The 26,230-nt window shown below is 57.6% G+C and carries 24 protein-coding genes; 11 read left to right on the top strand and 13 right to left on the bottom strand.

The window, feature by feature from the left end; all coding sequences use genetic code 11:
• Nucleotides 1-47: 47 nt before the first annotated feature.
• From budA to LLF79_RS09445, 4 genes are all read left to right on the top strand, one after another.
• A complete protein-coding gene (budA, locus tag LLF79_RS09460; protein WP_031275271.1) occupies nucleotides 48-827 on the top strand; it encodes an acetolactate decarboxylase in 780 nt (259 codons plus the stop codon).
• A 13-nt stretch (nucleotides 828-840) separates the two neighbouring features.
• A complete protein-coding gene (gene alsS / locus LLF79_RS09455; RefSeq protein WP_044597037.1) occupies nucleotides 841-2,520 on the top strand; it encodes an acetolactate synthase AlsS in 1,680 nt (559 codons plus the stop codon).
• Between the two features lie 20 nt (nucleotides 2,521-2,540).
• Nucleotides 2,541-3,311, top strand: coding sequence for a (S)-acetoin forming diacetyl reductase (locus tag LLF79_RS09450; protein WP_008499406.1), 771 nt, complete (start codon nucleotides 2,541-2,543; stop codon nucleotides 3,309-3,311).
• Nucleotides 3,312-3,442: 131 nt separating this feature from the next.
• Entirely contained in the window at nucleotides 3,443-3,916 is a 474-nt protein-coding gene (locus tag LLF79_RS09445) for a cold-shock protein (protein WP_046092633.1), read from the top strand.
• Between the two features lie 107 nt (nucleotides 3,917-4,023).
• Here LLF79_RS09445 and LLF79_RS09440 read toward each other — a convergent pair whose 3' ends face one another.
• The 5 genes from LLF79_RS09440 to LLF79_RS09420 all read right to left on the bottom strand — a co-directional run bounded on the left by LLF79_RS09440 (nucleotide 4,024) and on the right by LLF79_RS09420 (nucleotide 9,057).
• A complete protein-coding gene (locus tag LLF79_RS09440; protein ID WP_046092632.1) occupies nucleotides 4,024-4,728 on the bottom strand; it encodes an ABC transporter ATP-binding protein in 705 nt (234 codons plus the stop codon).
• Nucleotides 4,715-5,551 (bottom strand): ABC transporter ATP-binding protein, encoded by an 837-nt coding sequence (locus LLF79_RS09435; RefSeq protein WP_046092631.1) that lies wholly within the window; start codon nucleotides 5,549-5,551, stop codon nucleotides 4,715-4,717. Before LLF79_RS09435 ends, LLF79_RS09440 begins: the two co-directional genes overlap by 14 nt.
• Nucleotides 5,544-6,377, bottom strand: a complete 834-nt coding sequence (locus tag LLF79_RS09430) for an ABC transporter permease (protein ID WP_046092630.1) — start codon at nucleotides 6,375-6,377, stop codon at nucleotides 5,544-5,546. Before LLF79_RS09430 ends, LLF79_RS09435 begins: the two co-directional genes overlap by 8 nt.
• Nucleotides 6,377-7,390, bottom strand: coding sequence for an ABC transporter permease (locus LLF79_RS09425; RefSeq protein ID WP_046092629.1), 1,014 nt, complete (start codon nucleotides 7,388-7,390; stop codon nucleotides 6,377-6,379). Before LLF79_RS09425 ends, LLF79_RS09430 begins: the two co-directional genes overlap by 1 nt.
• 98 nt (nucleotides 7,391-7,488) lie before the next feature.
• Nucleotides 7,489-9,057 (bottom strand): ABC transporter substrate-binding protein, encoded by a 1,569-nt coding sequence (locus LLF79_RS09420; protein ID WP_227879423.1) that lies wholly within the window; start codon nucleotides 9,055-9,057, stop codon nucleotides 7,489-7,491.
• A gap of 201 nt (nucleotides 9,058-9,258) precedes the next feature.
• Here LLF79_RS09420 and LLF79_RS09415 point away from each other — a divergent pair, with 201 nt between their 5' ends.
• Nucleotides 9,259-9,957: a GNAT family N-acetyltransferase gene (locus LLF79_RS09415; RefSeq protein ID WP_227879422.1), complete on the top strand. Its 699-nt coding sequence runs from the start codon at nucleotides 9,259-9,261 to the stop codon at nucleotides 9,955-9,957.
• Nucleotides 9,958-9,990: 33 nt separating this feature from the next.
• On the opposite strand, the gene LLF79_RS09410 is transcribed toward LLF79_RS09415, so the two are convergent.
• The 8 genes from LLF79_RS09410 to betI form a co-directional block, all read right to left on the bottom strand.
• The gene (locus tag LLF79_RS09410; RefSeq protein ID WP_206805336.1) at nucleotides 9,991-11,685 is read right to left on the bottom strand and encodes a thiamine pyrophosphate-binding protein; all 1,695 of its coding nucleotides are present in this window, start codon (nucleotides 11,683-11,685) and stop codon (nucleotides 9,991-9,993) included.
• A gap of 33 nt (nucleotides 11,686-11,718) precedes the next feature.
• Nucleotides 11,719-12,459, bottom strand: coding sequence for an SDR family oxidoreductase (locus LLF79_RS09405; protein ID WP_227879421.1), 741 nt, complete (start codon nucleotides 12,457-12,459; stop codon nucleotides 11,719-11,721).
• A 273-nt stretch (nucleotides 12,460-12,732) separates the two neighbouring features.
• Nucleotides 12,733-13,380 carry an anti-sigma factor domain-containing protein gene (locus LLF79_RS09400; protein WP_227879420.1) on the bottom strand — a complete coding sequence of 216 codons (648 nt, stop codon included), beginning with the start codon at nucleotides 13,378-13,380 and terminating at the stop codon, nucleotides 12,733-12,735.
• The gene (locus LLF79_RS09395; protein WP_023326864.1) at nucleotides 13,377-13,931 is read right to left on the bottom strand and encodes an RNA polymerase sigma factor; all 555 of its coding nucleotides are present in this window, start codon (nucleotides 13,929-13,931) and stop codon (nucleotides 13,377-13,379) included. Before LLF79_RS09395 ends, LLF79_RS09400 begins: the two co-directional genes overlap by 4 nt.
• 43 nt (nucleotides 13,932-13,974) lie before the next feature.
• Nucleotides 13,975-14,538, bottom strand: a complete 564-nt coding sequence (locus LLF79_RS09390) for a fasciclin domain-containing protein (RefSeq protein ID WP_023326865.1) — start codon at nucleotides 14,536-14,538, stop codon at nucleotides 13,975-13,977.
• A 143-nt stretch (nucleotides 14,539-14,681) separates the two neighbouring features.
• Nucleotides 14,682-16,346 (bottom strand): choline dehydrogenase, encoded by a 1,665-nt coding sequence (gene betA, locus LLF79_RS09385; RefSeq protein WP_227879419.1) that lies wholly within the window; start codon nucleotides 16,344-16,346, stop codon nucleotides 14,682-14,684.
• 13 nt (nucleotides 16,347-16,359) lie between these two features.
• Nucleotides 16,360-17,832 carry a betaine-aldehyde dehydrogenase gene (gene betB, locus LLF79_RS09380; RefSeq protein WP_227879418.1) on the bottom strand — a complete coding sequence of 491 codons (1,473 nt, stop codon included), beginning with the start codon at nucleotides 17,830-17,832 and terminating at the stop codon, nucleotides 16,360-16,362.
• 13 nt (nucleotides 17,833-17,845) lie between these two features.
• A complete protein-coding gene (gene betI, locus LLF79_RS09375; RefSeq protein ID WP_008500977.1) occupies nucleotides 17,846-18,433 on the bottom strand; it encodes a transcriptional regulator BetI in 588 nt (195 codons plus the stop codon).
• Nucleotides 18,434-18,561: 128 nt separating this feature from the next.
• Between betI and betT the strand changes: the two genes are divergently transcribed.
• The 6 genes from betT to LLF79_RS09345 all read left to right on the top strand — a co-directional run bounded on the left by betT (nucleotide 18,562) and on the right by LLF79_RS09345 (nucleotide 26,215).
• Complete coding sequence (gene betT / locus LLF79_RS09370) at nucleotides 18,562-20,595, top strand: choline BCCT transporter BetT (protein WP_045335450.1); 2,034 nt, start codon at nucleotides 18,562-18,564, stop codon at nucleotides 20,593-20,595.
• Nucleotides 20,596-21,272: 677 nt separating this feature from the next.
• The gene (locus LLF79_RS09365) at nucleotides 21,273-21,653 is read left to right on the top strand and encodes a hypothetical protein (RefSeq protein WP_025912684.1); all 381 of its coding nucleotides are present in this window, start codon (nucleotides 21,273-21,275) and stop codon (nucleotides 21,651-21,653) included.
• Between the two features lie 33 nt (nucleotides 21,654-21,686).
• Entirely contained in the window at nucleotides 21,687-22,283 is a 597-nt protein-coding gene (locus tag LLF79_RS09360) for a hypothetical protein (protein ID WP_025912685.1), read from the top strand.
• Between the two features lie 103 nt (nucleotides 22,284-22,386).
• Entirely contained in the window at nucleotides 22,387-22,941 is a 555-nt protein-coding gene (locus LLF79_RS09355) for a fimbrial protein (protein WP_025912686.1), read from the top strand.
• Between the two features lie 57 nt (nucleotides 22,942-22,998).
• Nucleotides 22,999-23,679: a molecular chaperone gene (locus LLF79_RS09350; RefSeq protein ID WP_063929721.1), complete on the top strand. Its 681-nt coding sequence runs from the start codon at nucleotides 22,999-23,001 to the stop codon at nucleotides 23,677-23,679.
• Between the two features lie 172 nt (nucleotides 23,680-23,851).
• Nucleotides 23,852-26,215 (top strand): fimbria/pilus outer membrane usher protein, encoded by a 2,364-nt coding sequence (locus LLF79_RS09345; protein ID WP_046092251.1) that lies wholly within the window; start codon nucleotides 23,852-23,854, stop codon nucleotides 26,213-26,215.
• Nucleotides 26,216-26,230 lie beyond the last annotated feature (15 nt).

The raw sequence follows: 26,230 nt of genomic DNA, 5'->3' as shown, positions 1-26,230 counted from the left end.
CAACATTTATTTAACCTTTCTAAATAAAGTTGAAGAGGACGAGCATGATGGTGCATTCATCTGCCTGCGACTGTGAAGCCAGCTTGTGCGAGACCCTGCGCGGGTTCTCCGCCCAGCATCCTGACAGCGTGATCTATCAGACATCGCTAATGAGCGCCCTGCTAAGCGGCGTGTATGAAGGAGAGACCACCATCGCCGATCTGCTGGCACACGGTGATTTTGGTCTGGGCACCTTCAACGAGCTGGACGGCGAAATGATTGCCTTCAGCAGCCAGGTGTACCAGCTGCGCGCCGACGGCAGCGCCCGGGCCGCGAAGCCGGAGCAGAAAACGCCGTTCGCGGTGATGACCTGGTTCCAGCCGCAGTACCGTAAAACCTTCGACGCGCCGGTCAGCCGTCAGCAGATCCACGACGTCATCGACCAGCAGATCCCCTCCGATAACCTGTTCTGCGCGCTGCGCATTGACGGCAACTTCCGCCATGCCCACACCCGCACCGTACCGCGCCAGACGCCGCCGTACCGCGCGATGACCGACGTGCTGGACGACCAGCCGGTGTTCCGCTTTAACCAGCGCGAAGGGGTGCTGGTCGGGTTCCGCACGCCGCAGCATATGCAGGGGATCAACGTGGCGGGCTACCACGAACACTTCATCACCGACGACCGTCAGGGCGGGGGCCATCTGCTTGACTACCAGCTGGAGAGCGGCGTGCTCACCTTCGGTGAAATTCACAAGCTGATGATTGACCTGCCCGCCGACAGCGCCTTTTTACAGGCCAACCTTCACCCCAGCAATCTGGATGCGGCGATCCGTGCCGTCGAAAACTAACAGGAGAACTACCGTGAACAGTGAGAAACAGTCACGTCAGTGGGCGCACGGCGCCGATTTGGTTGTCGGCCAGCTGGAAGCGCAGGGCGTGAAGCAGGTGTTCGGGATCCCGGGGGCGAAAATCGACAAGGTCTTTGACTCTCTGCTGGACTCCTCCATTGAGATCATCCCGGTGCGTCACGAGGCGAACGCGGCGTTTATGGCGGCGGCGGTAGGGCGGTTGACCGGCAAGGCCGGGGTGGCGCTGGTCACTTCCGGGCCGGGCTGCTCGAACCTGATCACCGGCATTGCCACCGCCAACAGCGAAGGCGACCCGGTGGTGGCGCTGGGCGGGGCGGTGAAGCGGGCGGATAAAGCGAAGCTGGTGCACCAGAGCATGGACACCGTCGCCATGTTCAGCCCGGTCACCAAATACGCCGTGGAGGTGAGTGCGCCGGACGCGATTGCTGAGGTGGTATCGAATGCGTTTCGCGCCGCCGAGCACGGCAGGCCGGGGGGCGCGTTCGTCAGCCTGCCGCAGGACATTGTTGACCAGCCCGCCACGGGGGCGATTTTACCCGCCAGCGGTCCCGCGCTGATGGGCCCCGCACCAGAATCCGCTATCAACGATGTGGCGAAGCTTATCGAAAAGGCCAAAAACCCGGTCATCCTGCTGGGGCTGATGGCGAGCCAGCCCGCCAACAGCGCGGCGCTGCGCAAGCTGCTGGAGAAAAGCCGTATTCCGGTCACCAGCACCTATCAGGCCGCCGGGGCGGTGAACCAGGAACACTTCACCCGCTTCGCCGGACGCGTCGGTCTGTTCAATAACCAGGCGGGCGACAGGCTGCTCCATCTGGCGGATCTGATTATCTGCATCGGCTACAGTCCGGTGGAGTACGAGCCGTCCATGTGGAACAGCGGCGACGCCACGCTGGTGCACATCGACGTGCTGCCTGCCTATGAAGAACGTAACTACGTGCCGGATCTGGAGCTGGTGGGGGACATCGCCGAAACGCTGAACCTGCTCGCTAACCGGATCGACCACAAGCTGGAGCTGAGCCAGCGGGCCTCCGAAATTCTGGTCGATCGCCAGCATCAGCGCGATCTGCTCGATCGTCGCGGCGCCTCGCTTAATCAGTTCGCCCTGCATCCGCTGCGCATCGTGCGGGCCATGCAGGACATCGTCAATAACGACGTGACGCTCACCGTGGATATGGGCAGTTTCCACATCTGGATCGCCCGCTACCTCTACAGCTTCCGGGCGCGTCAGGTGATGATCTCCAACGGCCAGCAGACCATGGGCGTCGCGCTGCCGTGGGCCATTGGCGCGTGGCTGGTCAACCCGGGCCGCAAGGTGGTGTCGGTCTCCGGTGACGGCGGCTTCCTGCAGTCGAGCATGGAACTGGAAACCGCGGTGCGCCTCAACGCTAACGTGCTGCACATCATCTGGGTGGATAACGGCTACAACATGGTTGCCATTCAGGAAGAGAAAAAATACCAGCGTCTTTCCGGCGTCGAGTTCGGCCCGGTCGATTTCAAAGTCTATGCCGACGCCTTTGGCGCGAAAGGCTTTGCCGTGGAGAGCGCCGACGCGCTCGAACCCACGCTGCGCGCGGCGATGGATGTGGATGGCCCGGCCGTGGTGGCCATTCCCGTCGACTACAGCGATAACCCGCTGCTGATGGGCCAGCTCCATCTCAGCCAGATTTTGTGACTCAACATAAGGACAGAGAAATGCAAAAAGTTGCTCTCGTAACAGGCTCAGGCCAGGGGATTGGTAAAGCGATTGCGCTTCGCCTGGTGAAGGATGGCTTTGCCGTCGCCATCGCCGACTATAACGCGGAAACGGCCAGAGCCGTGGCCGATGAAATTATCCGTAACGGCGGTAACGCCGTCGCCGTGAAGGTAGACGTTTCTGACCGCGAGCAGGTATTTGCGGCGGTGGAGAAAGCCCGCACCGCGCTGGGCGGTTTCCACGTGATCGTCAATAACGCCGGGGTCGCGCCATCCACGCCAATCGAATCCATCACGCCGGAGATTGTCGACAAAGTCTACAACATCAACGTGAAAGGGGTGATCTGGGGCATTCAGGCCGCGATTGACGCGTTTCGTAAAGAAGGGCACGGCGGGAAAATCATCAACGCCTGCTCCCAGGCGGGCCACACCGGTAACCCGGAGCTGGCCGTCTACAGTTCCAGTAAATTCGCGGTGCGCGGCCTAACCCAGACCGCCGCGCGGGATCTTGCTCCGCTGGGGATCACCGTTAACGCCTACTGCCCGGGCATCGTGAAAACGCCGATGTGGGCGGAGATCGACCGTCAGGTCTCCGAGGCGGCGGGTAAACCGCTCGGCTACGGAACCGAGACTTTTGCCAAACGCATTACGCTTGGCCGCCTGTCCGAACCGGAAGATGTCGCCGCCTGCGTCTCATACCTGGCAGGACCGGACTCTGACTACATGACAGGCCAGTCTCTGCTCATCGATGGTGGGATGGTGTTCAACTAAATTCTAATAAGCTCTGACATGAGTTTTCCCCTGCCCCCGTGCAGGGGCTTTTTTTTGTCTCCTCCGTCATTGTGCATTACACTGCGCGCTGCAAAACTTTAGTCATTACGATCTGACAGGCGGTAACAGCGATGAACGGTACAATCACAACGTGGTTTAAAGATAAAGGCTTTGGATTTATCAAAGATGAAAACGGCGACAACCGCTATTTTCATGTGATTAAGGTCGCGAACCCCGATCTGATTAAGAAAGATGCCGCGGTGACCTTCGAGCCTACCACCAACAACAAAGGCCTTTCCGCCTATGCGGTGAAGGTGATCCCCGAAAGCAAACATCTCTATATCGCAGGCGAGCGCGTAAAGCTCACCTCGATCAAATCCTTCGTGGTGTTCAGCGAAGAACAGCCCGTTGATACCAAAATCGACAAAGAGAACGCGGTGCTGTCGGTGGGCCTGCTGATGAACAGCATCAAACCAAAATCCGATAAAAAGCCGGGCGAAATGCGCACGGTGAAGAAGCTGGCGATCACCACCTTCCAGAATACGACGCTGATCTTCACCGAAGATGAGATCGACATCGATGCCACGGTGAAGCTGCTGAAGTAATTGTTTGCCGGGTGGCGGCACGCCTTACCCGGCCTACGAAGAACCATCAACGCGGCACGAAACGTAGGCCCGGTAAGCGCAGCGCCACCGGGCACCGCCGCACGCACTTAACCCATCCTGTGCTCGCCCCGTAACATCGCCTCACGGTCAAACACCTTCTGGATCTTCCCGTGCGCCATCAATGCCGCCCGGTCGGACATATGGGCAATCACGTCCGCGTCGTGACTCACCAGCAGATAGGTCATCTCATGCTCGGCCTTCAGGCGATTAAGCAGGTTCAGGATTTCCGCCTGCACCGACATATCCAGCGCCGAGGTCGGCTCGTCCAGCAGCAGTAGCTGCGGGCGCAGCAGCAGCGCGCGGGCAATGGCAACGCGCTGACGCTGGCCGCCGGAAAGCTGGTGCGGATAGCGCCTGCCCGCGTCGGCGGAGAGCCCCACTTCGTGCAGCGCATTGGCCACCTTCTCCGCGACCTGCGTCTCGCCGCGAATGTTCAACGGCTCCGACAGCGTGCGAGAAATCGTGTGGTTGGGATGCAGCGACGCCCACGGATCCTGAAACACCATCTGCACGTTGCGGCGAAGCTCGCCTTCAAAGCGTCGCCCTGGCGTTAACGCTTCTCCCAGTAGCGCAATACTGCCGCGCCACTCGCGCTGCAGCCCCGCCAGCACGCGCAGAATAGTCGATTTCCCGCAGCCGGATTCACCGATCAGGCTGAACGTCTCGCCTTTCTCAATGCTAAAGCTGGCGGCCGAAACCGCCGTTTTTTCCCCGAAGGCGACCTGCACCTGGTTAACCTCAACGATCGCCATCGCTGGCCTCCTTCCACGGCTGCGAACGGTCGAGCGTCGGCAGCATCTGCCCATAGGTATGGGCGTCTGGACGACAGGTCCACAGGGTTCGCGTGTACGGATGCGTCGCCTGCGGGAGCCGGCTTGCCGCCATCTCATCGACCTTTTCGCCCTGATACATCACCAGCACGCGGTCGCAGTGCTCGGCCACCAGCGGCAGATCGTGGCTGATGAGCAGCATCGCCATCTGGCGTTCTTCGCACTGCTGCACGAGCAGCTCGAGGATCTGGTTGCGCAGGCGGGCGTCCAGCGCGGAGGTCGGTTCGTCGGCAATCAGTACCTGCGGGTTGTTGATCAGCGCCATCGCAATCATCACCCGCTGGCCCATGCCTCCGGAAAGTTCGCCGGGATAGCGTGACAGCACGTTCTCGCTCAGCCCGACGGCGCGGAGGATGTCGTGAATACGCGCCGTACGCTCCGGACGCGGCAGGCGCTGATGCAGCGTGAGCGCCTCATCAAGCTGGGCGGCGACGCTTTTCACAGGGTTAAGGGCGTAGCGCGGGTCCTGCAGGACCATCGCAATCCCGTTGCCGCGCAGCGCCTGCCAGCGAGGGGCGTTCAGGGTCAGCAGATCGTTGCCCAGCACGTTGAGCCGGTTGGCGCTCACGATACCGGGTTTACGCACCAGACCCATCAGGGCGCGGGCGGACATCGACTTGCCGGAGCCGGATTCCCCCACCAGCGCCAGCCGCTCGTTGCCAAGCGTAAAGCTCAGGTTGTTGACCACGCGTGCGGCGGGGTAGTCGATATTCAGCGCATCGACGATGACGCGGTGTTCAGTCATGCTGTGGCTCCAGTACGTCGCGCAGGCCATCGCCCAGCAGGTTAAACGCCAGGCTGGCAAACAGAATCGCTCCGCCCGGAATAGCGGCAATCCACCACTGGTCGAAAATGACCTGCATGCCGTCGGCAATCATCGCCCCCCATTCGGCCATGGGCGGCCGTGCGCCAAGGCCGAGGAAGCCGAGACCAGCGGCGGCCAGAATAATCCCCGCCAGATCCAGCGCCAGCCGCACAATCGCGGACGGCAGGCACAGGGGCACAATATGGCCGACCAGCAGGCGCGGGCCGCGGATCCCCATCATCTCCGCGGCGGCCAGATAATCGCTGTGGCGCAGACGCTGAATCTCGCTCCGGGCCTGACGCGCGTAGGCCGGCCAGGTGGTTAAGGCCAGCGCCAGCGCGCCGTTGACCAGCCCCGGGCCGAGCATCGCCACAAACGCGAAGGCGAGGATCAGGCGCGGCATCGACATCACCACGTCGGTAAAGCGCATCAGGACTCGCTCCAGCCAGCCGCCGTAGTAGCCGGACAGGATCCCCACCAGCAGCCCGGCGGGCAGGGTGATAACGGTGACTAAGGCCACCAGCCCGAGCGCCGGACGGGTGCCGTAAATCAGGCGCGAGAGCAGATCGCGCCCGTAGCTGTCGGTGCCCAGCCAGTGCTGGCCGTTCGGTGCCTGCAGGCGCGCGGCGGCGTCCTGCCAGTTCGGATCAACCGGTGCCAGCCAGGGCGCGAACAGGGCAATAAACACCAGCAGCGCCAGGGCAATCAGCCCGCAAACGGCGGCAGGGGAGCGGCGCAGGCGGCGTAAGAAGAGATAAAACGGCATCAGCGCACCCTGGGATCGGTCGCCCGCACAAGCAGGTCGGTAAGGTTATTGATCAGCACAAAGCAGACGCCAATCAGCAGCGTGCCGCCCATGACCGCGGTCGTGTCTCCGGCGAACAGGGCGGTGGTGAGATAGCGTCCGATGCCCGGCCACGAGAAGACGGTTTCGGTTAATACCGCACCTTCCAGCATGCTGGTATAGGCCAGGGCGATCACCGTCAGCAGGGTGCTGCGAATGTTCGGCAGCACGTGGCGCAGCAGAATGGCCATCTCCCCGGCGCCCTTGGCGCGGGCAAGCAGGATATACTCCTTGTTCATTTCGCCGAGGCAGGCGGAGCGGGTCAGACGGGTAATGCTCGCCAGCGAGTAGTAGGCCAGCAGCACCACCGGCAGCACCAGGTGGCTGATGGCGTTGCGAAACGCCTCGCGATCGCCGGAAAGCCAGGTATCTATCAGCGCAAAGCCGGTGCGCGGCTCGACGGTGAACTGCCAGATGTCGTCCAGCCTGCCGGGGCCCGCGCTCCACTGCAGCTTCGCGTAGAACAGGGCCAGCATCAGCAGGCCGAGCCAGAAAATCGGCACCGAGTTGCCGAGCAGGGTGAGCGTTCTGATCGCTAAGTCCACTGGCGAACCGGCGTAGCGGGCGCACAGCACACCCGCAATCACGCCGAGTATCGTGCCGATAATTAGCGCCAGCGTTGCCAGCTCCAGCGTGGCGGGGAAGGCGTGCAGCAGATCCTGCAGCACCGGCTGCCCGGTGGCGCTGGCGGTGCCTAAATCACCGTGGGCGAGGCTCTGCAGATAGTGCCAGAACTGCACGGGCAGCGGTCGATCCAGCCCGAGCTGGTGGCGAACCTGATCGTACGTGGACTGGCTGGCGTGATCGCCGACGATCTGCAGCACGCGATCGACCGGTGAAAACGCCGAGAGCGCAAACGTGACGAGCAGCAGCCCGAAGAGCGTGAGCAGCAGGGTCAGCAGGCCCTGAAGCACGCGGGTGGAAAGATGTGGCATGGAAAATCTCTTCATGCCGGGTGGCGGCTTCGCCTTACCCGGCCTACAAAAACCGAGAACACAGGCCGGGTCAGCGCAGCGCCACCCGGCAACAAGGGCTACTTCGTGACGCGATCGTACCAGACCATATCCGCGTTCAGCCCCTGCTGATACCCCTTCACGTTATCGCGCACCACGATCTGGGTTTTGCCCTGATCGACGAACACGTACGGCGAGCTCTGCTGCAGCTGCTCCTGCATTTTCTTGTACAGATCCAGACGCTTCGCCGGATCCGGTTCGGCAACCGCCGCCAGCGTGGCCTTGTTCAGCTCCGGGATTTTCCAGCCGTTCAGTCCGGCCACGGTGCTGGACTTCCCGTCGTTCCACGCGAAGGCGCTGGCGTTGGAGTGCGCGTCGAAGTAGTCCGGGATCCACAGACGGATCGCCGCCTGATGCTGCTTCGCGCGCACGCGGGCATAGACCTGGCTCCCGGCGGCAGGCAGCAGATCCACCTTCACGCCACCCTGCGCAAAGCTCGCCTGCATCGACTGGGCAATCGTGATAAACGGCGGCTTGTTCTCCACGTCCAGCGTGAAGTGCGCGTCCTTAATGCCCGCTTTGGCAAGAATGGCTTTCGCTTTTGCCGGGTCAAATTTAAACGGATTGTCTTCCAGCGCGCCCGGCAGGCCGACCGGCAGGAAGCTCTGGTGAACAAAATACTGGCCTTTCAGCAGGTTCTTCGTGATGCCGTCATAGTCGACCAGCCAGCGCGACGCTTCCCAGAACGCCGGGTTGTTCAGCAGCGGATTGGCGCTGTTGCCGGTGTTAAACACCAGGTAATTCTGCTCGGCGGACGGAATGCTCAGCACCTTCACGCCCGGCTTGCCGTCCAGGGCGCTAATCTGGTCTGCACCCAGATCGCGCGCCACGTCCGCATCCCCCTGCTGGATCAGCAGGCGGCGTGAAGCCGGATCGGGGACGTTTTTAATGATGATGCTTTTGAGCTTCGGCGCGCCGCCGGGGGCGGAATCGTTGGCTTCCAGCACGATGGCCTGATGCGGCTGATAGACGCGCATTTTGAACGCGCCGCTGCCCGCCGAGTGCATTTTCAGCCAGGCGTTACCGAAGTCGTTATCCTTGATGTTCGCGGCGACCTCTTTTTCATCGACGATGGAGGCAATCGGCGTGGAGAGAATATTCAACGCCACCGACGGGCTGACGTCCGCCGTCCAGTGAAGCTGGAGGGTATGAGCGTCCACCTTTTTCAGCTGGCTGGCGATGTTGCTCGCGTCCCAGCCCAGCACGTTGAGGATAAAGGCCGGGGATTTGTTCAGCGTCACGGCGCGGGTATAAGAGAAGATCACGTCTTCCGGGCGCAGCGGGTTGCCGGAGGCGAATGTCGCATCGGGTTTAAGCTTTATGGTCAGGGTTTTTGCTGCCGCGTCCGCGTCCCAGCTTTCTGCCAGAATCGGCGTGATTTTTTCCGGATTATCGCGGTCCGGCTGCACCAGACGCTGGTACAGGCTCGGCACGGTCTGGATGCTGGAGAGCTCGTTGGCTTCGGCCGGGTCGAGGCTCACGATGTCATCAAGCCCCTGGGCAACCACCAGCGTGTTGGGCGGCGTAGCGGCGTGAGCGGCGCCTGAGAGCGCAGCCAGCACCAGTAACGGCAACAGTTTTTTTGTCATAGCGATCCCTGAGAAGAATATATTGTGATTGTTTTATGCTCCGCTACGTTAGGGCGACTGTGACATTCCACAAAGTCGAAATTCAGCTTTACTTATGCCTTCCGGGAATATCGCATGCGCTCGGGCTATTAAAACACGCTGCTTTTCGCGCGCTTTTTAACCTGCTATAACAAATGCCTTACCTTTCAGGGAGTCACCGCCGTGCCCGAAATCAATCAACATGGTCAAACCGTTAACGATATCGTTCCCGACTGGAAAGGCGCGCGCGCGTTAACCCGCACGCCGCTGTTCGGCCAGTATTGTCGCCTGGAGCCGCTGGACGCCGATCGCCACGCGGCCGATCTCTTTGAGGCCTACGCGCTGGGAGACGACAGCGACTGGACGTGGCTTGCCAGCACGCAGCCCACGAGCGTGGAAGCCACCGCGCACTGGATCATGGCGAAGGTCATGGACGATGAGCTGGTGCCGTTTGCCGTCATTGACTTACGCAACGAACGGGCGGTGGGGCTGGTGAGCTATATGGCCAACGAGCGGCTGCTGGGGTCGGTGGAAATTGGTCACGTCACCTGGTCGCGCAAAATGAAAGGTTCCCTCATCGGCACCGAAACGGTGTGGCTGCTGCTGAAAAATGCGTTTGAGCACGGCTACCGGCGCCTCGAGTGGAAGTGCGATTCCATGAACGTGGCGTCGCGCAGGGCGGCGGAGCGGCTGGGGTTTGTCTGGGAAGGACGCCTGCGCCAGAAGCTGGTGCGTAAAGGGCGCAACCGCGACAGCGATATGCTTTCTATTATTGACGGCGAATGGCCGCAAAGAGACGCGGAGCTGCGCGCCTGGCTGGCGGCAGAGAATTTTGACGAGGAAGGGCGGCAGATAAAGCGGCTTGAGGCGTTTCGGTTATAAGTTTTTTATGTAGGGTACAGCGTAAACGCGCGGTTAATCCGCGGAAATCGCGATTTCAATCAGGTTGGTTTTTCCTGACTGCAGGCCGCGCGTTACCGCTTCGGCGATATCGGCAGCCTCGGTTACCCGGCAGCAGTGGACGCCCATGGCGGTGGCCAGCGACTGAAAATCGATATGCGGGTTCACCAGGTCCATCCCGATAAAACGCCCCAGCCGCGTTGAGCTGTAGTCAGCCTGGCTCTTCATAAAGTTTTTCAGGATGTTGTATTCCCTGTTATTCATGACGATAAAGGTGACCGGCAGATTTTCGTGTGCCGCCGTCCAGAGCGCCTGCGGCGAGTAGAGGGAGGCTCCGTCTCCAACTAAACACACTACCGGCTCGCGGCCCAGCCCCAGCGAGTGACCTACTGCTGCGGGCATCCCCCAGCCCAGTCCGCCGCCGCGCATAAAGTAGTAGCGCTGGTGCTGCTGGTCAGAGATGAACCGGCGGACATGCCTGGCGGTCGCTATCGCCTCATCCACGATGGTGGTACCCGCCGGAATGGATCGGATGACTTCCCAGGCTGCGACCATCGGCGAAAGGGCCGGGCGTAGCCGCTCGACGGCCAGACGTTCCTCCTGCTGCTGCCACTCCTTCTCTCGTTCGTCGCGGGCCGCCACCAGCAGCCGCTGGTGGGCCAGCGTGCTGGCGATCAGGCGCTGCTTAAGCTTTGGCAGCAGTTCGTGCAGGGACAGTTTGATATCCCCCATCACCGAAAGGCGAGTGGCATAGGTGCGGCCAAGCTCGTGCATATCCGCCGAGAGCTGGTACACCGCGCAGGTCGCCGGAATAGCCTCGCCCTCGCTGTACAAAATGGTGATCAGGCTTCTGCCGCCGATGATGAATACGGCATCGTAGGCATTGATGATGCTGGCGATTTCGCTGGCGGTGGTGGGCATATTGCCCCGCCAGAGCGCGTGCTGGGTGGGAAAAGGTAAATTCAGCGGCCAGGAGGAGCCGTAGACGTGGGCGCTGAGCGCTTCCGCCAGCTCGACAATCTCCTGCGTCGAGCCGCTGGAGTGCACCTCATCGCCCGCCACAATCATGATCCTGCCCGGCGCGATCTCGCTGAGCGCCTCCGCCAGTTCGTCCAGCGAGCCCGCCACGGTGTGGTAGTTCACTCTCGACGCCGTCTGTATCCCGGCATCGCTCAGCTCTTCCATCACGTTCATCGGCAGGGAGAGCAGCACTGGGCCGCCAGGAGGATAGCTGGCAGCGTGAAACGCCCGGCGCACCAACACCGGGAGCTGGTCGGCGCTGGTGACCTCCTGCGCCCATTTCATGACCGGGGAGCCAATGGAGACAATGTCATCGTACAGGAGCGGGTCGCGCACGTAGTGTCGCGTATCCTGCTGTCCGACGGTGACAACCAGCGGGGTTTTCATGATCCGCGAATTAATGAGATTCCCCATCCCGTGCCCCAGACCGCTGGCGGTATGCAAATTGATAAAGCCCGTTTTGCCGGAGGCTTTCGCATAGCCGTCGGCAATCGCCACCACGGTGCTCTCCTGAAGCGCCAGAATATAGTGAATATTTTCATGGCGAAGCAGGGCATCAATCAGAGGAAGCTCGGTGGTGCCGGGGTTGCCAAAAATATATTCCACGCCTTCACTCTCCAGCACTTCAAGAAGAATATCGGCACCCGTTCGCATATTGAGATCTGATAAGGACGTTAATGATTTAATCATACTGACACCTCATTCAGTATTATTTAACCCAGGCTAAAATTCTTCCTGCGTTGGACGCACAACAATTTCATTAATATCAACGTCGCCAGGCTGTTCTATGGCAAATAAAACCGCGCGGGCAATTGCGTCAGCCGGAATAGCCTGCTTATAAAATTCATGGAGAAATTTTTTACTCTCTTCGTCAGAGCTGCCGAATTGCAGTTCGCTTTCGACGGCGCCGGGCGAAATAAGCGTCGTGCGGATAGTTTTACCCGCCTCCTGACGTAAGCCTTCACTCAGCGCGCGGACGGCGAATTTTGTGGCGCTGTACACCACGCCGCCAGGTGCCAGCACCTTGATGCCCGCGACGGAGGCAACGTTAATAAAATGCCCGCTGCCCTGACGCTGGAACACCGGGAAAGCGGCAGCGATGCCGTACAGTACCCCTTTCAGATTGGTATCAATCATCTTGTCCCATTCGTCGGTTTTCAGCTCGCTCAAGGGAGCGATAGCCATAAAGCCCGCGTTGTTGATCAGCACATCCACGCGCTGGTAGGCGTCAACGGCAGCGTCAATGGCGCGCTTAACCTCTTCCTGACGGGTGACATCGGCCTTCACGGCTATCGCCTTGCCGCCTTGCTGAATAATCTGATCCACCAGGGCATTAATTCTGTCCAGACGGCGCGCCACCAGCACCAGCGAAAACGCGTTATTCGCTAAATGGAGGGCAATCGCCTGACCAATACCGCTGCTGGCACCGGTAATGACAACAACCTTGTTTGCACTATTATTCATGATCTTATCTCGCTATTGAGTGATGCAAAAAATAAAAGGCAGAGAAGCATTAATGAATAATGACAAATTCATTAATGCGGTTTTTGATATATTGTGTATCGGGAATAAAATGATGTTCTTTTAAAACTTAATGGAGTACGCAAGAGTCTGTCAATGTCGTTTTTTAATAATTACATTAATTACAGGCTTAATATTTAATTCTTATTGGTAACCGAGAAAAGTATATAAATGAAATGGGGGCACGATAGCGGCCCTGCGAACAGGGCCTGAGAATTACAATTTGCCACTGTAAAGCACCGGGCCTGTGGGGAGCCCAGTGGGCGATCCGCCCTCTGGTTCAAGGCTTATGGCTATCGTGGCGTCAGGAGGGAGCGTTGTGTTCCTGAGGGTGACGCGTGTCGGTATGTCGTTATGCAGCAGCCCCATGGAGACCGGCGCCTGCCCGCCTGGGATCAGCCAAAGCTGGAGGCTGTGTTGCGCCGCGACGGCCGTCGGCCGAAGAGGGGCAATGCTCAGGTGCTGGCGGCTGGCATCCGCGCTGACGACCCATTCCCCGTGCTGTTGGGCATCGTTGAGGACCATCAGCGGAGCGAGTTCCGGGGTACGGATGGCATACCAGGCAACGACCGACAGGGCGGCGAGGGAGGCTGCAACCATCCAGCCGACATAAGGCCGACTTTTGCGTAAAGGCTTTTTGGGCGGCAGGTCGAGGGCGATTCTTTTCCACACCGTCTCGGGTGGAGGGACGGGCACAAGATGACTATCCAGCGTGCTGAACATGTCCTGCCAGTACGCGACGCGGGCGGCCAGAGCGGGTTCATGGGCAATCCGTTTCTGCAACTGAAGCCGCGCCCCTCCGCGCAGGGTGCCGAGGGCATATTCCGCAGCCAGCATGTCATCGCGTTTTTCTGCGTCATTCATAGCCCCACGCACTCCCGAAGATGGTCCATTGCCCGACGTATCCAGCTTTTCACCGAGCCTACAGGCTGCTGGAGCCAGTCGGCAATGTCGCTGTGAGACATTCCCTGATAGTAGGCGAGCGTAATGCTCTGGCGCTGCTCGCTGCTCAAATGTTCGAGACAATGCCTGAGCCGCTCTGCCTGCGCATCGTCGTGCCAGTTATTCTGCTCATCGCTTTCGCTTAGCAGAATATCTTCCGAATACGACTCTTCACGGGCTGCAGCCCGGGTTTGCCCGCTGCGCAGCCAGTCAATACAGCGGTTGCGCACAATGTGCGTAAGCCAGGTCATCGGGGAGCTCAGGGTAGCGTTATAGGTTTCGGCTTTACTCCAGACGGTGACAAAACAGTCGTGAAGGATCTCTTCTGCCCAGGCGCGGTCGCGCAGCATGCGCAGCGCAACGGCAAACAGGTGAGGCGATGTGAGTCGGTAAAGCTGTTCAAATGCGCGGCGATCGCCGTTTGCGACCGCCTGCATTAATTTCAACTGTTGTTCAGCCAGCGCGTTATCCATGTTTTTCCCGGAAGGCAACGTCACACTTCCGAAGTATAGACAACTACTTAGGCATCAGGACGGTATCAATCACATCGATCACGCCATTTTTCTGATGGACGTCGTAGGTGCTGATGTTCGCCACGTTACCTTTACCATCCTTAAGCTGAATATTGTGCGGGCCGTTGCTCATGATCCAGAGCGGTTGACCGTTAACGGTCTTCAGCTCCGCGTGGCCGCCGCCCTGTTTAATTTTCTGCTCCAGCGCTTTCATATCGTAATTACCGGCGACCACGTGATAGGTCAGAATGCTGGTGAGCGTGGCTTTGTTTTCGGGTTTGACCAGGTTCTCGACCGTGCCGGCAGGCAATTTCGCAAACGCCGCATTGGTTGGGGCAAACACGGTGAAGGGCCCTTTGCTCTGGAGCGTATCCACCAGCCCGGCCGCTTTGACGGCGGCCACCAGCGTAGTGTGATCTTTCGAGTTCACGGCGTTTTCAACGATATTTTTGCTCGGGAACATCGCCGCTCCGCCCACCATCACGGTGTCTGACGTCATGGCTGCTGATGCGCCTGCACAGAAGAGTATCGCGCTGGATACGAATGCAACACTGAGTAGCTTTTTCATCATTTATCCTCGGATTAAGGAGCAAAGGCGTTGCTCACATACTCATATACGAGGGGCGGGGGGAAACTGGATGCAGGGAAATGAAAATAAATTTGTGGCGGGGAAGTGAATTCCCTCTCCCCGGTGGGGAGAGGGCAAATGACTTAGCGTCTCACCGGTGCCCCGTTCGCCACATAATACGCCGCCGTGCTCTTCGCCAGCGGCTCGCGACCGCGAATGGCATCGGCAATCTTCTCACCAATCATAATGGTGGTGGCGTTCAGGTTGCCGGTGATGATCTGCGGCATAATCGACGCATCCACCACGCGCAGCCCTTCCAGCCCGTGAACGCGGCCTTCGCCGTCGACCACCGCCATCTCGTCATAGCCCATCTTGCAGGTGCCGCACGGGTGGAAGGCGGTTTCCGCGTGGTTGCGCACGAACTCGTCCAGCTGCTCATCGGTCTGGCAGTCAATGCCCGGACTGATTTCACGGCCGCGGTACTTGTCCAGCGCGGGCTGGTGCATGATCTCGCGGGTGATGCGGATCGCGTCGCGAAACTCCTGCCAGTCCTGCTCGTGGGACATATAGTTGAACAGGATCGCCGGATGCTGGTGCGGATCGCGCGACTGGATGCGCACGTGTCCGCGGCTCGGGGAGCGCATGGAGCCGACGTGGCACTGGAAGCCGTGTTCTTTCACCGCGTTCGAGCCGTTGTAGTTAATCGCCACCGGCAGGAAGTGGTACTGAATGTTTGGCCACTCAAACTCCTCGCGGCTGCGGATAAACCCGCCCGCTTCGAAGTGGTTGCTCGCACCTATGCCGGTGCCGCCAAACAGCCACTCCGCGCCAATCTTCGGCTGGTTCCACCACTGCAGGGCAGGGTAGAGGGAGACCGGCTCTTTGCATTCGTACTGGAGGTACATCTCCAGGTGATCCTGCAGGTTTTCCCCCACGCCGGGCAGATCGTGCACCAGCGGGATATCGAACTGCTTCAGCAGGTCAGCGTTGCCCACGCCGGAGCGCTGGAGGATCTGCGGGGAGGCAATCGCCCCGGCACTCAGCAGCACTTCTTTTTTTGCCGTCGCTTTGGATGGGATGGTGCTTTCACCCTCCAGCCACTCGACGCCCACCGCGCGCTTGCCCTCAAAGAGGATGCGATCGGTCATGGCGTGGGTGCGGATGGTCAGGTTCGGACGCGGTTTCGCCTGATCCAGATAGCCGCGCGCGGTACTGGCGCGTCGGCCCTGCGGGGTGACCGTGCGATCCATCGGGCCGAAGCCCTCCTGCTGATAGCCGTTGAGATCGTCTGTGCGCGGATAGCCCGCCTGTACGCCCGCCTCCACCATCGCCTCGAACAGCGGGTTCACGCCCGGTTTCGAGGTGGTAACGCTCACCGGACCGTCGCCGCCGTGATAGTCGTTCGGCCCCACGTCGCGGGTCTCTGCCTTGCGGTAGTAGGGCAGGCAGTTGAGGTAGCTCCAGTGCTCCAGGCCCGGCTCTTTCGCCCAGTTGTCGAGGTCCATCGCGTTACCACGGATGTAGCACATGCCGTTGATCAGCGACGAGCCGCCCAGCCCTTTGCCACGTCCGCACTCCATGCGGCGGTTGTTCATGAAGGGTTCTGGCTCGGTTTCGTACGCCCAGTTGTAGCGCTTGCCCTGCAGCGGGAACGCCAGCGCGGCGGGCATCTGGGTGCGGAAGTCAAAGCGGTAATCCGGCCCGCCCGCTTCAAGCAGCAGGACGGTGGTGTTCGGATCTTCAGTCAGTCGTGTAGCCAGCACGTTGCCGGCAGAGCCGGCCCCGATAATGATGTAGTCAAATTGCAAATAAACCTCCCGGTTAAAATATGGACTGGAATTTACCCATCTCAACCTGGATGGACTTCACCTGGGTGTAGCTCTGCAGCGTCATCACGCCATTCTCGCGGCCAATGCCGGAGTGCTTGTAGCCGCCGACCGGCATCTCTGCGGCGGATTCACCCCAGGTGTTGATCCAGCAGATGCCCGCTTCGAGCTGATGAATGGCGCCGTGGGCGCGGTTCAGGTCGGCCGTGACGATGCCCGCCGCCAGCCCGTAGTCGGTGTCGTTGGCGCGGCGAATCGCTTCCTCAATGGACTCATAGGTGAGGATGGACATCACCGGGCCGAAGATCTCTTCGCGCACGATGGTCATCTCGTCGGTGCAGTCGGTGAACACGGTTGGGGCCACCCACGCGCCGTTATCGAAGCCTTCGCCCTTCAGCACGTCGCCGCCGCACAGCACGCGCGCGCCTTCCTCTTTGCCTTTGGCGATGTAGCGCATCACGCTGTCGCGGTGCGGGAAGCTGACCATCGGACCAAAGTTGGTAGCTTCATCGAACAGATCACCCGCGCGGATGCGGCCCACGCGTTCAACGATTTTCTGCTCAAACGCGGCTTTGAACTTAGCCGGAACAAACACGCGGGTGCCGTTGGTGCACACCTGGCCGGAGCTGAAGAAGTTGGCCATCATGGCGATGTCCGCCGCGAGATCCAGATCCGCATCGTCGAAAATAATCAGCGGGGATTTGCCGCCCAGCTCCATCGTCACCTCTTTCAGGGACGAGGCCGCCGAGTTGGCCATCACCTTTTTGCCGCTGGCGACGCCGCCGGTGAAAGAGACTTTCGCGATGCCCGGATGCTCGGTCAGGTACTGGCCGGTCTCCGCGCCCACGCCCGGCAGGACGTTAAACACGCCGTCCGGCAGGCCCGCTTCGGTGTAGATCTCGGCAAGCTTCAGGGCGGTAAGCGGCGTCACTTCGCTCGGCTTGAAGATCATCGCGTTACCTGCCGCCAGCGCCGGGGCGGATTTCCACAGGGCGATCTGGATCGGGTAGTTCCACGCGCCGATGCCCGCCACCACGCCCAGCGGTTCGCGGCGGGTATAGACGAATGAGGTCTCACGCAAGGGGATCTGGCTGCCTTCCAGCGCCGGGATCAGCCCCGCGTAGTACTCCAGCACGTCCGCTCCGGTGACGATGTCGACGGTGGAAGTTTCGGAATACGCTTTACCGGTGTCGAGGGTTTCCAGCTTTGCCAGCTCGTCGTTGCGCTCGCGCAGGATGTCGACGGCGCGACGCAGAACGCGGGAGCGCTCCATGGCGGTCATCGCCGCCCAGACTTTTTGCCCGCGCGTTGCGCTTTCTACGGCGCGGTCGACGTCCTCGCGCCCGGCGGCCTGTACGGTCGCCAGGACTTCACCGTTGGCCGGGTTGATGGTCTCGAAGGTGCGACCGCTGGTGGCCGATGTATAACCACCATTGATATAAAGCTGCTGTTCTGCCATTCGGGACATAAATTCTCCTCGGTTAGTCGGTCGGTAAATGCTGGCTGATAAAGTGGCTGGTGAGCGACTGCGCCAGGGTCTTATCCAGCGGCTTGCCGCTCAGCGCGGCGCGCAGCCACAGCCCGTCGATCAGCGCCGCCAGCCCGTAGCCCGCCTCCTGGGCCTGCTCGCGCGGAAGCTCGCGGCGGAACTCGTACACCAGGTTCGACAGCAGGCGGCGGCTGCTCACCTGCTGCAGGCGGTAGAGCATCGGCTGGTGCATGCTGCTTGCCCAGAAGGCCAGCCAGGCCTTCATCGCCGCGCTGCTCACCTGGGTTTCATCAAAGTTACCGCCGACAATCGCCTGCAGACGCTGCTCCGCGCTGCCGTTCGGCAGGGCGTGCAGGCGGCTTAATACCGCATCGCGCAGCTGGCCGGTGATGTCGCGCATGGTCGCTTCCAGCAGGCCGTTTTTGTCTTTGAAATAGTGACTGATGATCCCCGTGGAAACGCCTGCCCGACGGGCGATCTGAGCGATCGTCGCGTCGTGCATTCCCACTTCATTTATTGCTTCCAGCGTGGCGTCGATAAGCTGCCTGCGCCGGATCGGCTGCATCCCCACTTTGGGCATTTTTGCCACTCCATTCATCAGCGTTGGTTAACCATTAAAGCGGTTTTTGATTGGACGTTCAATATAAAATGTGTCTTAATTGTTGCGGATTTGGATTTTAATAGTTACAAAAACAGTGAGGATACTGGATGACAGACCTTTCACAGGACAGAGAAAAAGACAAAATCAACCCGGTCGTTTTTTATACGTCCGCCGGGCTGATTTTGTTGTTTTCCCTGACAACGATCTTCTTTCGCGATTTTTCTGCCGAGTGGATTGGGCGCACCCTGAACTGGGTATCGAAGACCTTCGGCTGGTACTACCTGCTGGCGGCCACGCTCTACATCGTCTTTGTGGTCTGCATTGCCTGCTCGCGCTTCGGCTCCGTGAAGCTCGGGCCAGAGCAGTCCAAGCCCGAGTTCAGCCTGCTGAGCTGGGCCGCGATGCTGTTTGCCGCGGGCATCGGCATCGACCTGATGTTCTTCTCCGTGGCCGAACCGGTCACGCAGTATATGCAGCCCCCGGAAGGGGCAGGGCAGACAATGGAGGCCGCGCGCCAGGCGATGGTCTGGACGCTGTTCCACTACGGCCTGACCGGCTGGTCAATGTACGCCCTGATGGGGATGGCGCTGGGATACTTTAGCTATCGTTATAATTTGCCCCTCACCATCCGCTCCGCGCTGTACCCGATTTTCGGTAAAAAGATCAACGGCCCGATTGGCCACAGCGTCGACATTGCGGCGGTGATCGGCACCATTTTCGGTATCGCGACCACGCTCGGGATTGGCGTGGTGCAGCTCAACTACGGGCTGAGCGTGCTGTTTGATATTCCGGATTCGATGGCGGCGAAAGCGGCGCTGATTGCGCTCTCCGTCATTATTGCCACCATTTCGGTGACGTCAGGCGTCGATAAAGGCATCCGCGTGCTCTCCGAACTGAACGTGGCGCTGGCGCTGGGCCTCATCCTGTTCGTGCTGTTTATGGGCGACACCTCGTTCCTGCTCAATGCCTTAGTGCTGAACGTGGGCGACTACGTGAACCGCTTTATGGGCATGACGCTGAACAGCTTCGCCTTTGACCGTCCGGTGGAGTGGATGAACAACTGGACGCTGTTCTTCTGGGCGTGGTGGGTCGCATGGTCGCCGTTTGTCGGCCTGTTCCTGGCGCGTATTTCGCGCGGGCGCACCATCCGCCAGTTTGTGATGGGCACGCTGATTATCCCGTTCACCTTTACCCTGCTGTGGCTGTCGGTGTTCGGCAACAGCGCGCTGCATGAGATTATCCACGGCAACGCGACCTTTGCGCAGGAAGCGATGGCGCACCCGGAGCGCGGCTTCTACAGCCTGCTGGCGCAGTACCCGGCGTTCACCTTTAGCGCCTCCGTGGCGACCATTACCGGCCTGCTGTTTTACGTCACCTCAGCGGATTCCGGCGCGCTGGTGCTGGGTAACTTCACTTCGAAGCTCAAAGACATCAACAGCGACGCGCCGAACTGGCTGCGCATCTTCTGGTCCGTCGCCATCGGCCTGCTGACGCTTGGGATGCTGATGACCAACGGCATCTCGGCGCTACAGAACACCACGGTGATCATGGGGCTGCCGTTCAGCTTCGTCATCTTCTTTGTGATGGCCGGGCTGTATAAATCGCTCAAGGTGGAAGATTACCGCCGCGTCAGCGCCAGCCGCGATACCGCACCGCGTCCGATGGGGGCGCAGGACAGGCTGAGCTGGAAGAAACGCCTGTCGCGCCTGATGAACTATCCGGGCACGCGCTACACCAAACAGATGATGGAGACGGTCTGCTTCCCGGCAATGGAAGAGGTGGCGCAGGAACTGAAGCTGCGCGGTGCGTACGTGGAGCTGAAAAACCTGCCGCCAGAGGAGGGTGAAACCCTGGGGCACCTGGATCTGCTGGTGCACATGGGCGACGAGCAGAACTTTGTCTACCAGATCTGGCCGCAGCAGTACTCGGTCCCCGGCTTTACCTACCGGGCGCGCAGCGGGAAATCGACCTACTACCGGCTGGAGACCTTCCTGCTTGAAGGAAGCCAGGGGAATGATTTGATGGACTACAGCAAGGAGCAGGTGATTACGGATATTCTGGACCAGTATGAACGGCACCTGAACTTTATCCATCTGCACAGGGAAGCGCCGGGGAATAGCGTGATGTTCCCGGATACGTAAGTTACTTTTTACAAACGCGCAATATAAGGCAAGTGTCTATCGGCACTTGCCTTTTTTATCTCTTGAGTTTGCTGGCAGAACTCATCACGGGAAGGGAAGAAGGAATGTGCCGGAATAATGTTAATTTTCATCAAAAAAAATTGATCTGAGTGTGATATCTCATGATGTAATTGATTTTTAATAGGTTTTTTTATTATTCACACGAGAGGGTGTTAGAGTTTTGTAAAGAAAATTCATGTTTTGTATTGGGCGTTTTACTAAAACTCAAAGTTTTGTCATGAATAATCTTAAATTAACCCTATTAAGAAAAGGTTTAATTCCTTTTCTTTACTCTACTAACTTATTGATTTGACTTATTGATTATTTATTGTTTGGTTTTTTGTTCTGTTTTGTTAATTATAATGGATGAATATGCTTGTGTAATAATTTCGTTAAAAATTAGTGTTGGCTTTATACATTTTTTTATCAAAAGGGTTTTTATACTTAATAATGTTAAGTTAGTGGTTGAATATTTCTAATAGAGTCGAAGTTGTGATTTTTTATCTTGATAAATCTGTCTCATTGTCACATTTTCTTCATTCAAATACCATCTTCTACAAATCAGGCGAACACTGATTACCCAGTGCGGAGGAGGAGATGTCAAAGAAATGAGAACGATAAGCCCCTAAGGAGTGGTTGTGCCTTTTGTCTCTGACGAACTTCTGTATGGATACACCATTTTCCAGCATCTGGAATACAGGCCAACAACGCGCACGCTAATTAATATCAAAAATGGCCGAATCAAAAGATTTGGTACAACGAAAGCCAGATTGTTTGAGTATTTATTGTCAGGAATGGATGAAGGAATTGTCTACGATAATGACATCATCGTACATGTTTTTGAAGATCATGGGTTGCGGTGCTCCAGATCTTATCTACTGTCCATGATTAAAAAAATTCAAAATGCGTTTAATACCGTCGGCTTTGAGCGGTATCCCTTTGCAAGGGTTGATGGAAAAGCTTATGTAATCGATAGGTCTTGCTTAGAGCGCATATATGTTGTCAAAACTTCATCTTAATCATGTTATGTGAATTAAAAAAAGGAATGAACGTTGACGACGCTACTGGTGTTCACTCGGAATTTTGCAATGAGGCAGGCCATTCAGGGCTTATCCTCAGCGGACAAAGCGGTATTCTTTTTTGATAACCGCCTTGAGTTTATCGTCTGTGCAACGATCCTGGATAAGCCTTGCATTTTGATTGATGCAATTGATGAAACAACAGATAACATAAGGTGGTTGTATTCTCGGCTCGCGGCCAGAGGATTATCGCGACGAACCTATTTTATTTCACCAGAAGAAAACACAGGCAATAGCTATTTAAAACTCTTCTGGCTGGTTACGACGATCAAAGAGTTGAAGGCGCTTTGCGATCGCGCAGCGAAACTCCCCGCAACGGAAAAACCCTGGGAAGTAGCCGATGTTATTTACGACAGGTTATCTGTAAAGTTATCGCCAGAACATCTGGACTTTCTGATGACGCTATACGATGCGTCGACCGGGAAATATCGTTGCAATGACCGCGATGACATTAATAAAAACTACTATTTAAGAAAGCGACTTGCATTAGGAAGCAGTTCAGAGATGAAACAGCTCATCGTTATTTTATCCACTCAGGCTTATCACCATCCTTGTCTAAAATCAGCCTGACTGGGCAATAAATAATACATTAACTGGTTTAGCGGACTTATTCCGCTGTTCCTGCATTGACATGACGTCAATGCAGATAATGTTCAATCCTAAGGATAAAGCTATGCAAACTAAAGTTACCCGTGTAATTCGTAATGTACTGACGGCCGCTGCCGTGAGTGGAATCACCTTTGCCGCTCAGGCGGCCGATGGAAAAATTAATTTCACCGGCACAATCCTTGATTCGGCCTGTACGATTGAATCCAGTACGGCGAATCAGACCGTTAACCTTGGGAAAATCCCTAAAAGCTCGTTCAGCGCGGCCGGATCTGTTGCTGCTGCAACCCGCTTCAGCATTATGTTGAACAATTGCCCCGCGGCCGTTACCTCTGCATCTATTAAGTTTGATGGTACTGCGGACAGCTCTGACACCAGTATTCTTGCGCTGAACAGCGATCAAACGGCGAAAGGTGTAGGCGTTGCGTTTTATGAAGAGGATGGCATTACCGCGATCCCTCTGGCAACCCAGTCGAAGAGCATCACCCTTGACACCAGCGCAGGCGAAGATGCCGCAAACAGCAATAAGATGACCTTCGTGGCCAAATATAAGGCAACGCAGGCTGCCGTGGTGGCGGGTACGGCAAACGCGACGTCAGATTTTACCATTACCTATCAGTAATATCCCGGGCGTACCTAAGGTGCGCCCCGTTGTCTCTTGCTGAAATATTGGGAACGTATGATGAGTCAACTTATTCGAACGATTGCGTTATCAGGCGTTTGCCTGCTCTCTCTACCGGTTCAGGCCAGCATAACCGTCGGGGGGACACGCTTAATTTATAATGGAAATGAAAGCGAAGCCTCACTCCCAGTGAGTAACAGTCGGGATGCCGTTCCCTATTTAATTCAGTCATGGGTTGAGTTAGGTGAAAACTCGAAGGAGAAGGTTTCTTTTATCGTTACGCCGCCCCTGTTCCGCCTCGACGGAGGTCATGAAAATACGCTGCGGATCATTTATACCGGTGAAAAAACACTGCCTGATAATCGCGAATCTGTTTTTTGGCTAAACGTTAAGTCTATTCCCTCAATGACTCGGTCAGATGAAAATCGGCTGCTTATTGCCGTTAAGACGCGTATGAAAATTTTCTATCGCCCTGCGGCGCTGGCGTCTGAAAAATCCGGTGAAGCATGGACGAAATTAAAGTTTGAGACGCGCGGTGAACACCTGGTGATTAATAACCCAACGCCGTTCTACGTTTCTCTTTATTCATTAACGATTGGCAATAAAACGATTGCGCAGCCGCCGATGATTTCACCCTTTAGTTCCGCAACGGTGGCCGGCAGTGGAACGCAGGTGGCCTGGAAAGCCATAAATGATTTTGGTGGCGTAACGACAGAAAAGCGCCAGATGCTGAAATAAAAAATATTAACAATACGCTATGTCACTCGCGCAGGTAAGCAAAGTGAATACTGTTCCTTTTTCTCGATATGGTTTTTTCTCTGGCTCGTGGCCTAACCGCGTAAGTCGACTCTCGACGATAGCGATTTTTATTTCGGGCGTTTTTCCCGCAGCTGCGGGCGAACTCTATTTTATGGCCGATGCGCTTGAAAAAACACACTCGACTTCTCAGGGCATCGATCTGGGCCGCTTCGAGCGGGGAGAACAGTTACCCGGCACCTACAGGGTGGAAATATGGCTTAATGAAAATTATATCCGAACGGAAAATATCTCTTTTGTATCTGTTAACGGCGTCGGGCTGGCGCCGGAGCTTAACCGGAGCGTGCTGGAATCACTTGGTGTCAGGGTCAAGGCATTTCCTGAATTATCCATGCTGCCTGCCGAGGCAATAATTACCGATCCCGGCGCATTTATACCGGATGCCTCCACCCGGCTGGATTTTGACAGGCAGAGACTGGATATCTCTATCCCTCAATCGGCGCTTAACGCGCGGGCACGCGGCACCGTTGATCCGTCGCGCTGGAACCAGGGCATTTCTGCACTGCTGGTAAATTACAGCATCAACGGCTCGCGCAGCTGGAGCCGGGACGGTGAGGCGCAGGATCAGCTTTACACCAATCTGCAAAGCGGTATTAATGCGGGACCGTGGCGCCTGCGTAACTACAGCACCGTGACGAAGAACAACGGAAAGCAGTCGTTTTCGTCGTTGAATACGACCCTGAGCCGCGACGTCCAGTTTTTGAGAGGGCAGTTTCAGGTGGGGGAAACCAGCACCCCCGGCGACGTGTTTGACAGCGTGATGTTTCGCGGCGCCCAAATTTTTTCCGATGACACCATGTTGCCGGAAAGCATGCGCGGCTTCGCCCCCATCATTCGGGGGATCGCCCGCACCAACGCCACGGTTACCGTGAAGCAAAACGGCTACACGGTTTATCAAACCTACGTGGCGCCTGGCAGCTTTATCATTCGCGATCTTTATCCTACGTCAGCGAGCGGCGATCTGGATATTGTCGTCACCGAAGCTGACGGCAGCGTCCAGCATTTCGTGCAACCTTTCTCCGCGGTTCCCGTCATGCTGCGGGAAGGCCGCGTGAAGTATGCGCTGAGCACAGGCGAGTTTCGAACGACGAAGCATGGGGCACATACGCCCACATTTGGCCTGGGCACGTTGGCTTATGGCCTCTCCAATAATCTCACGCTGTACGGTGGCGTCCTGGGGGCAAGTAACTATGCGTCCGGCGTGCTTGGTTCCGGCCTCAGCTTTGGCGATATAGGCTCACTATCGGCGGACGTTACCCTTGCCGAAAGCCAGCTCGTTGAGGAGAAAAATCGCCGCAGCCGGGGACAGTCCTATCGGGTGCAGTATTCAAAAACGGTGGCCACGACCGATACCACCGTGACGCTCGCAAGCTATCGCTACTCCACGGAAGGCTTTTATACCTTCCAGGAGGTGAATGAATTCAGCAGCCAGCGCTACAACAAGCGAAGCCGACTGCAACTCAACCTCAGCCAGTCGCTGCAAAGCTGGGGAAATTTTTATATTTCGGCATACCAGCAGGACTACTGGGGCAGACAGGGCTATGAGCGCAACGTCAGCACCGGCTTTAACACCAGTATTCGCGATATCAATTACTCGCTCGGCTACACCTACAGCGAAACGCCGGGCAAAGACCGTAGGGACCAGATTGTAGCCTTTAACTTACAGGTGCCGCTGAGCAAATGGCTGCCGCAAAGCTGGGCCAGCTATAGCGTGAATATGCAAAAGAACGGTCCTGAGACGCACCTGGTGGGTCTGAGCGGCACCGCACTCTCTGATAATAACCTGAGCTACCTTGTTCAGCAGGGCTATACGTCGTCTGGCGGAGAATCGAGAAGTTCCCTAAGCGGAACCTATAAAGGCGGCTACGGTACCGTAAGCGCAGGCTACAACTACAGCCGACAGAACAGTCAGCTGAACTTCGGTCTGCAGGGGGGGATTGTCGGCCACGAGCATGGCGTGACGTTCTCTCAGCCGCTGGGGGATACCATTGTGCTGCTAGAAGCGCAGGGCGCATCAGGCGTGAGCGTGCGCAATAACCCTGGCGTTAAAACGGACTGGCGCGGATATGCGGTAGTGCCCTATGCCAGCGCTTATCAGGAAAACCGGATTGCGATAGACATCGGTTCGCTGGGGCCGGACGTGGATGTGGACGAATCCGTAGTCAACGTCGTACCTACGCGCGGTGCCGTGGTGCGCGCGACGTTCAAAGCGAGAACGGGGTTCCGGGCTCTGATAACGTTGCTGTATCAGAACTCGCCGGTGCCCTTTGGGGCCATGGTAAAGCTTAACGGAAGCGATGCGATGAGCATTGTCGGGAGCGACGGAGAGGTCTATATGAGCGGCCTGAACGACGGTGACAGCATAACGGTACAGTGGGGAGCGAAAACCTGTCGCGCCAAAATAAACTTGAACGCCTTACCGGGTAAAATTCAGCGTACCGCTGCGACGTGTCGTTAAATTTCTCATTGCGTT

This window comes from Enterobacter cloacae complex sp. 2021EL-01169, assembly GCF_020733125.1.
In the GTDB taxonomy this organism is placed as follows: Bacteria; Pseudomonadota; Gammaproteobacteria; order Enterobacterales; family Enterobacteriaceae; genus Enterobacter; species Enterobacter roggenkampii.
The sequence above is the reverse complement of the archived record's forward strand: the minus strand, read 5'-3'. Positions and strand labels throughout refer to the sequence as shown.

Coding starts and splice junctions, on each gene's coding strand:
- budA (WP_031275271.1), top strand. CDS start 48: ATGGTGCATTCATCTGCCTGCGACTGTGAAGCCAGCTTGTGCGAGACC.
- LLF79_RS09450 (WP_008499406.1), top strand. CDS start 2,541: ATGCAAAAAGTTGCTCTCGTAACAGGCTCAGGCCAGGGGATTGGTAAA.
- LLF79_RS09445 (WP_046092633.1), top strand. CDS start 3,443: ATGAACGGTACAATCACAACGTGGTTTAAAGATAAAGGCTTTGGATTT.
- LLF79_RS09440 (WP_046092632.1), bottom strand. CDS start 4,728: ATGGCGATCGTTGAGGTTAACCAGGTGCAGGTCGCCTTCGGGGAAAAA.
- LLF79_RS09435 (WP_046092631.1), bottom strand. CDS start 5,551: ATGACTGAACACCGCGTCATCGTCGATGCGCTGAATATCGACTACCCC.
- LLF79_RS09430 (WP_046092630.1), bottom strand. CDS start 6,377: ATGCCGTTTTATCTCTTCTTACGCCGCCTGCGCCGCTCCCCTGCCGCC.
- LLF79_RS09425 (WP_046092629.1), bottom strand. CDS start 7,390: ATGCCACATCTTTCCACCCGCGTGCTTCAGGGCCTGCTGACCCTGCTG.
- LLF79_RS09420 (WP_227879423.1), bottom strand. CDS start 9,057: ATGACAAAAAAACTGTTGCCGTTACTGGTGCTGGCTGCGCTCTCAGGC.
- LLF79_RS09410 (WP_206805336.1), bottom strand. CDS start 11,685: ATGATTAAATCATTAACGTCCTTATCAGATCTCAATATGCGAACGGGT.
- LLF79_RS09405 (WP_227879421.1), bottom strand. CDS start 12,459: ATGAATAATAGTGCAAACAAGGTTGTTGTCATTACCGGTGCCAGCAGC.
- LLF79_RS09400 (WP_227879420.1), bottom strand. CDS start 13,380: ATGAATGACGCAGAAAAACGCGATGACATGCTGGCTGCGGAATATGCC.
- LLF79_RS09395 (WP_023326864.1), bottom strand. CDS start 13,931: ATGGATAACGCGCTGGCTGAACAACAGTTGAAATTAATGCAGGCGGTC.
- LLF79_RS09390 (WP_023326865.1), bottom strand. CDS start 14,538: ATGAAAAAGCTACTCAGTGTTGCATTCGTATCCAGCGCGATACTCTTC.
- betB (WP_227879418.1), bottom strand. CDS start 17,832: ATGTCCCGAATGGCAGAACAGCAGCTTTATATCAATGGTGGTTATACA.
- betI (WP_008500977.1), bottom strand. CDS start 18,433: ATGCCCAAAGTGGGGATGCAGCCGATCCGGCGCAGGCAGCTTATCGAC.
- betT (WP_045335450.1), top strand. CDS start 18,562: ATGACAGACCTTTCACAGGACAGAGAAAAAGACAAAATCAACCCGGTC.
- LLF79_RS09355 (WP_025912686.1), top strand. CDS start 22,387: ATGCAAACTAAAGTTACCCGTGTAATTCGTAATGTACTGACGGCCGCT.
- LLF79_RS09350 (WP_063929721.1), top strand. CDS start 22,999: ATGATGAGTCAACTTATTCGAACGATTGCGTTATCAGGCGTTTGCCTG.
- LLF79_RS09345 (WP_046092251.1), top strand. CDS start 23,852: ATGGCCGATGCGCTTGAAAAAACACACTCGACTTCTCAGGGCATCGAT.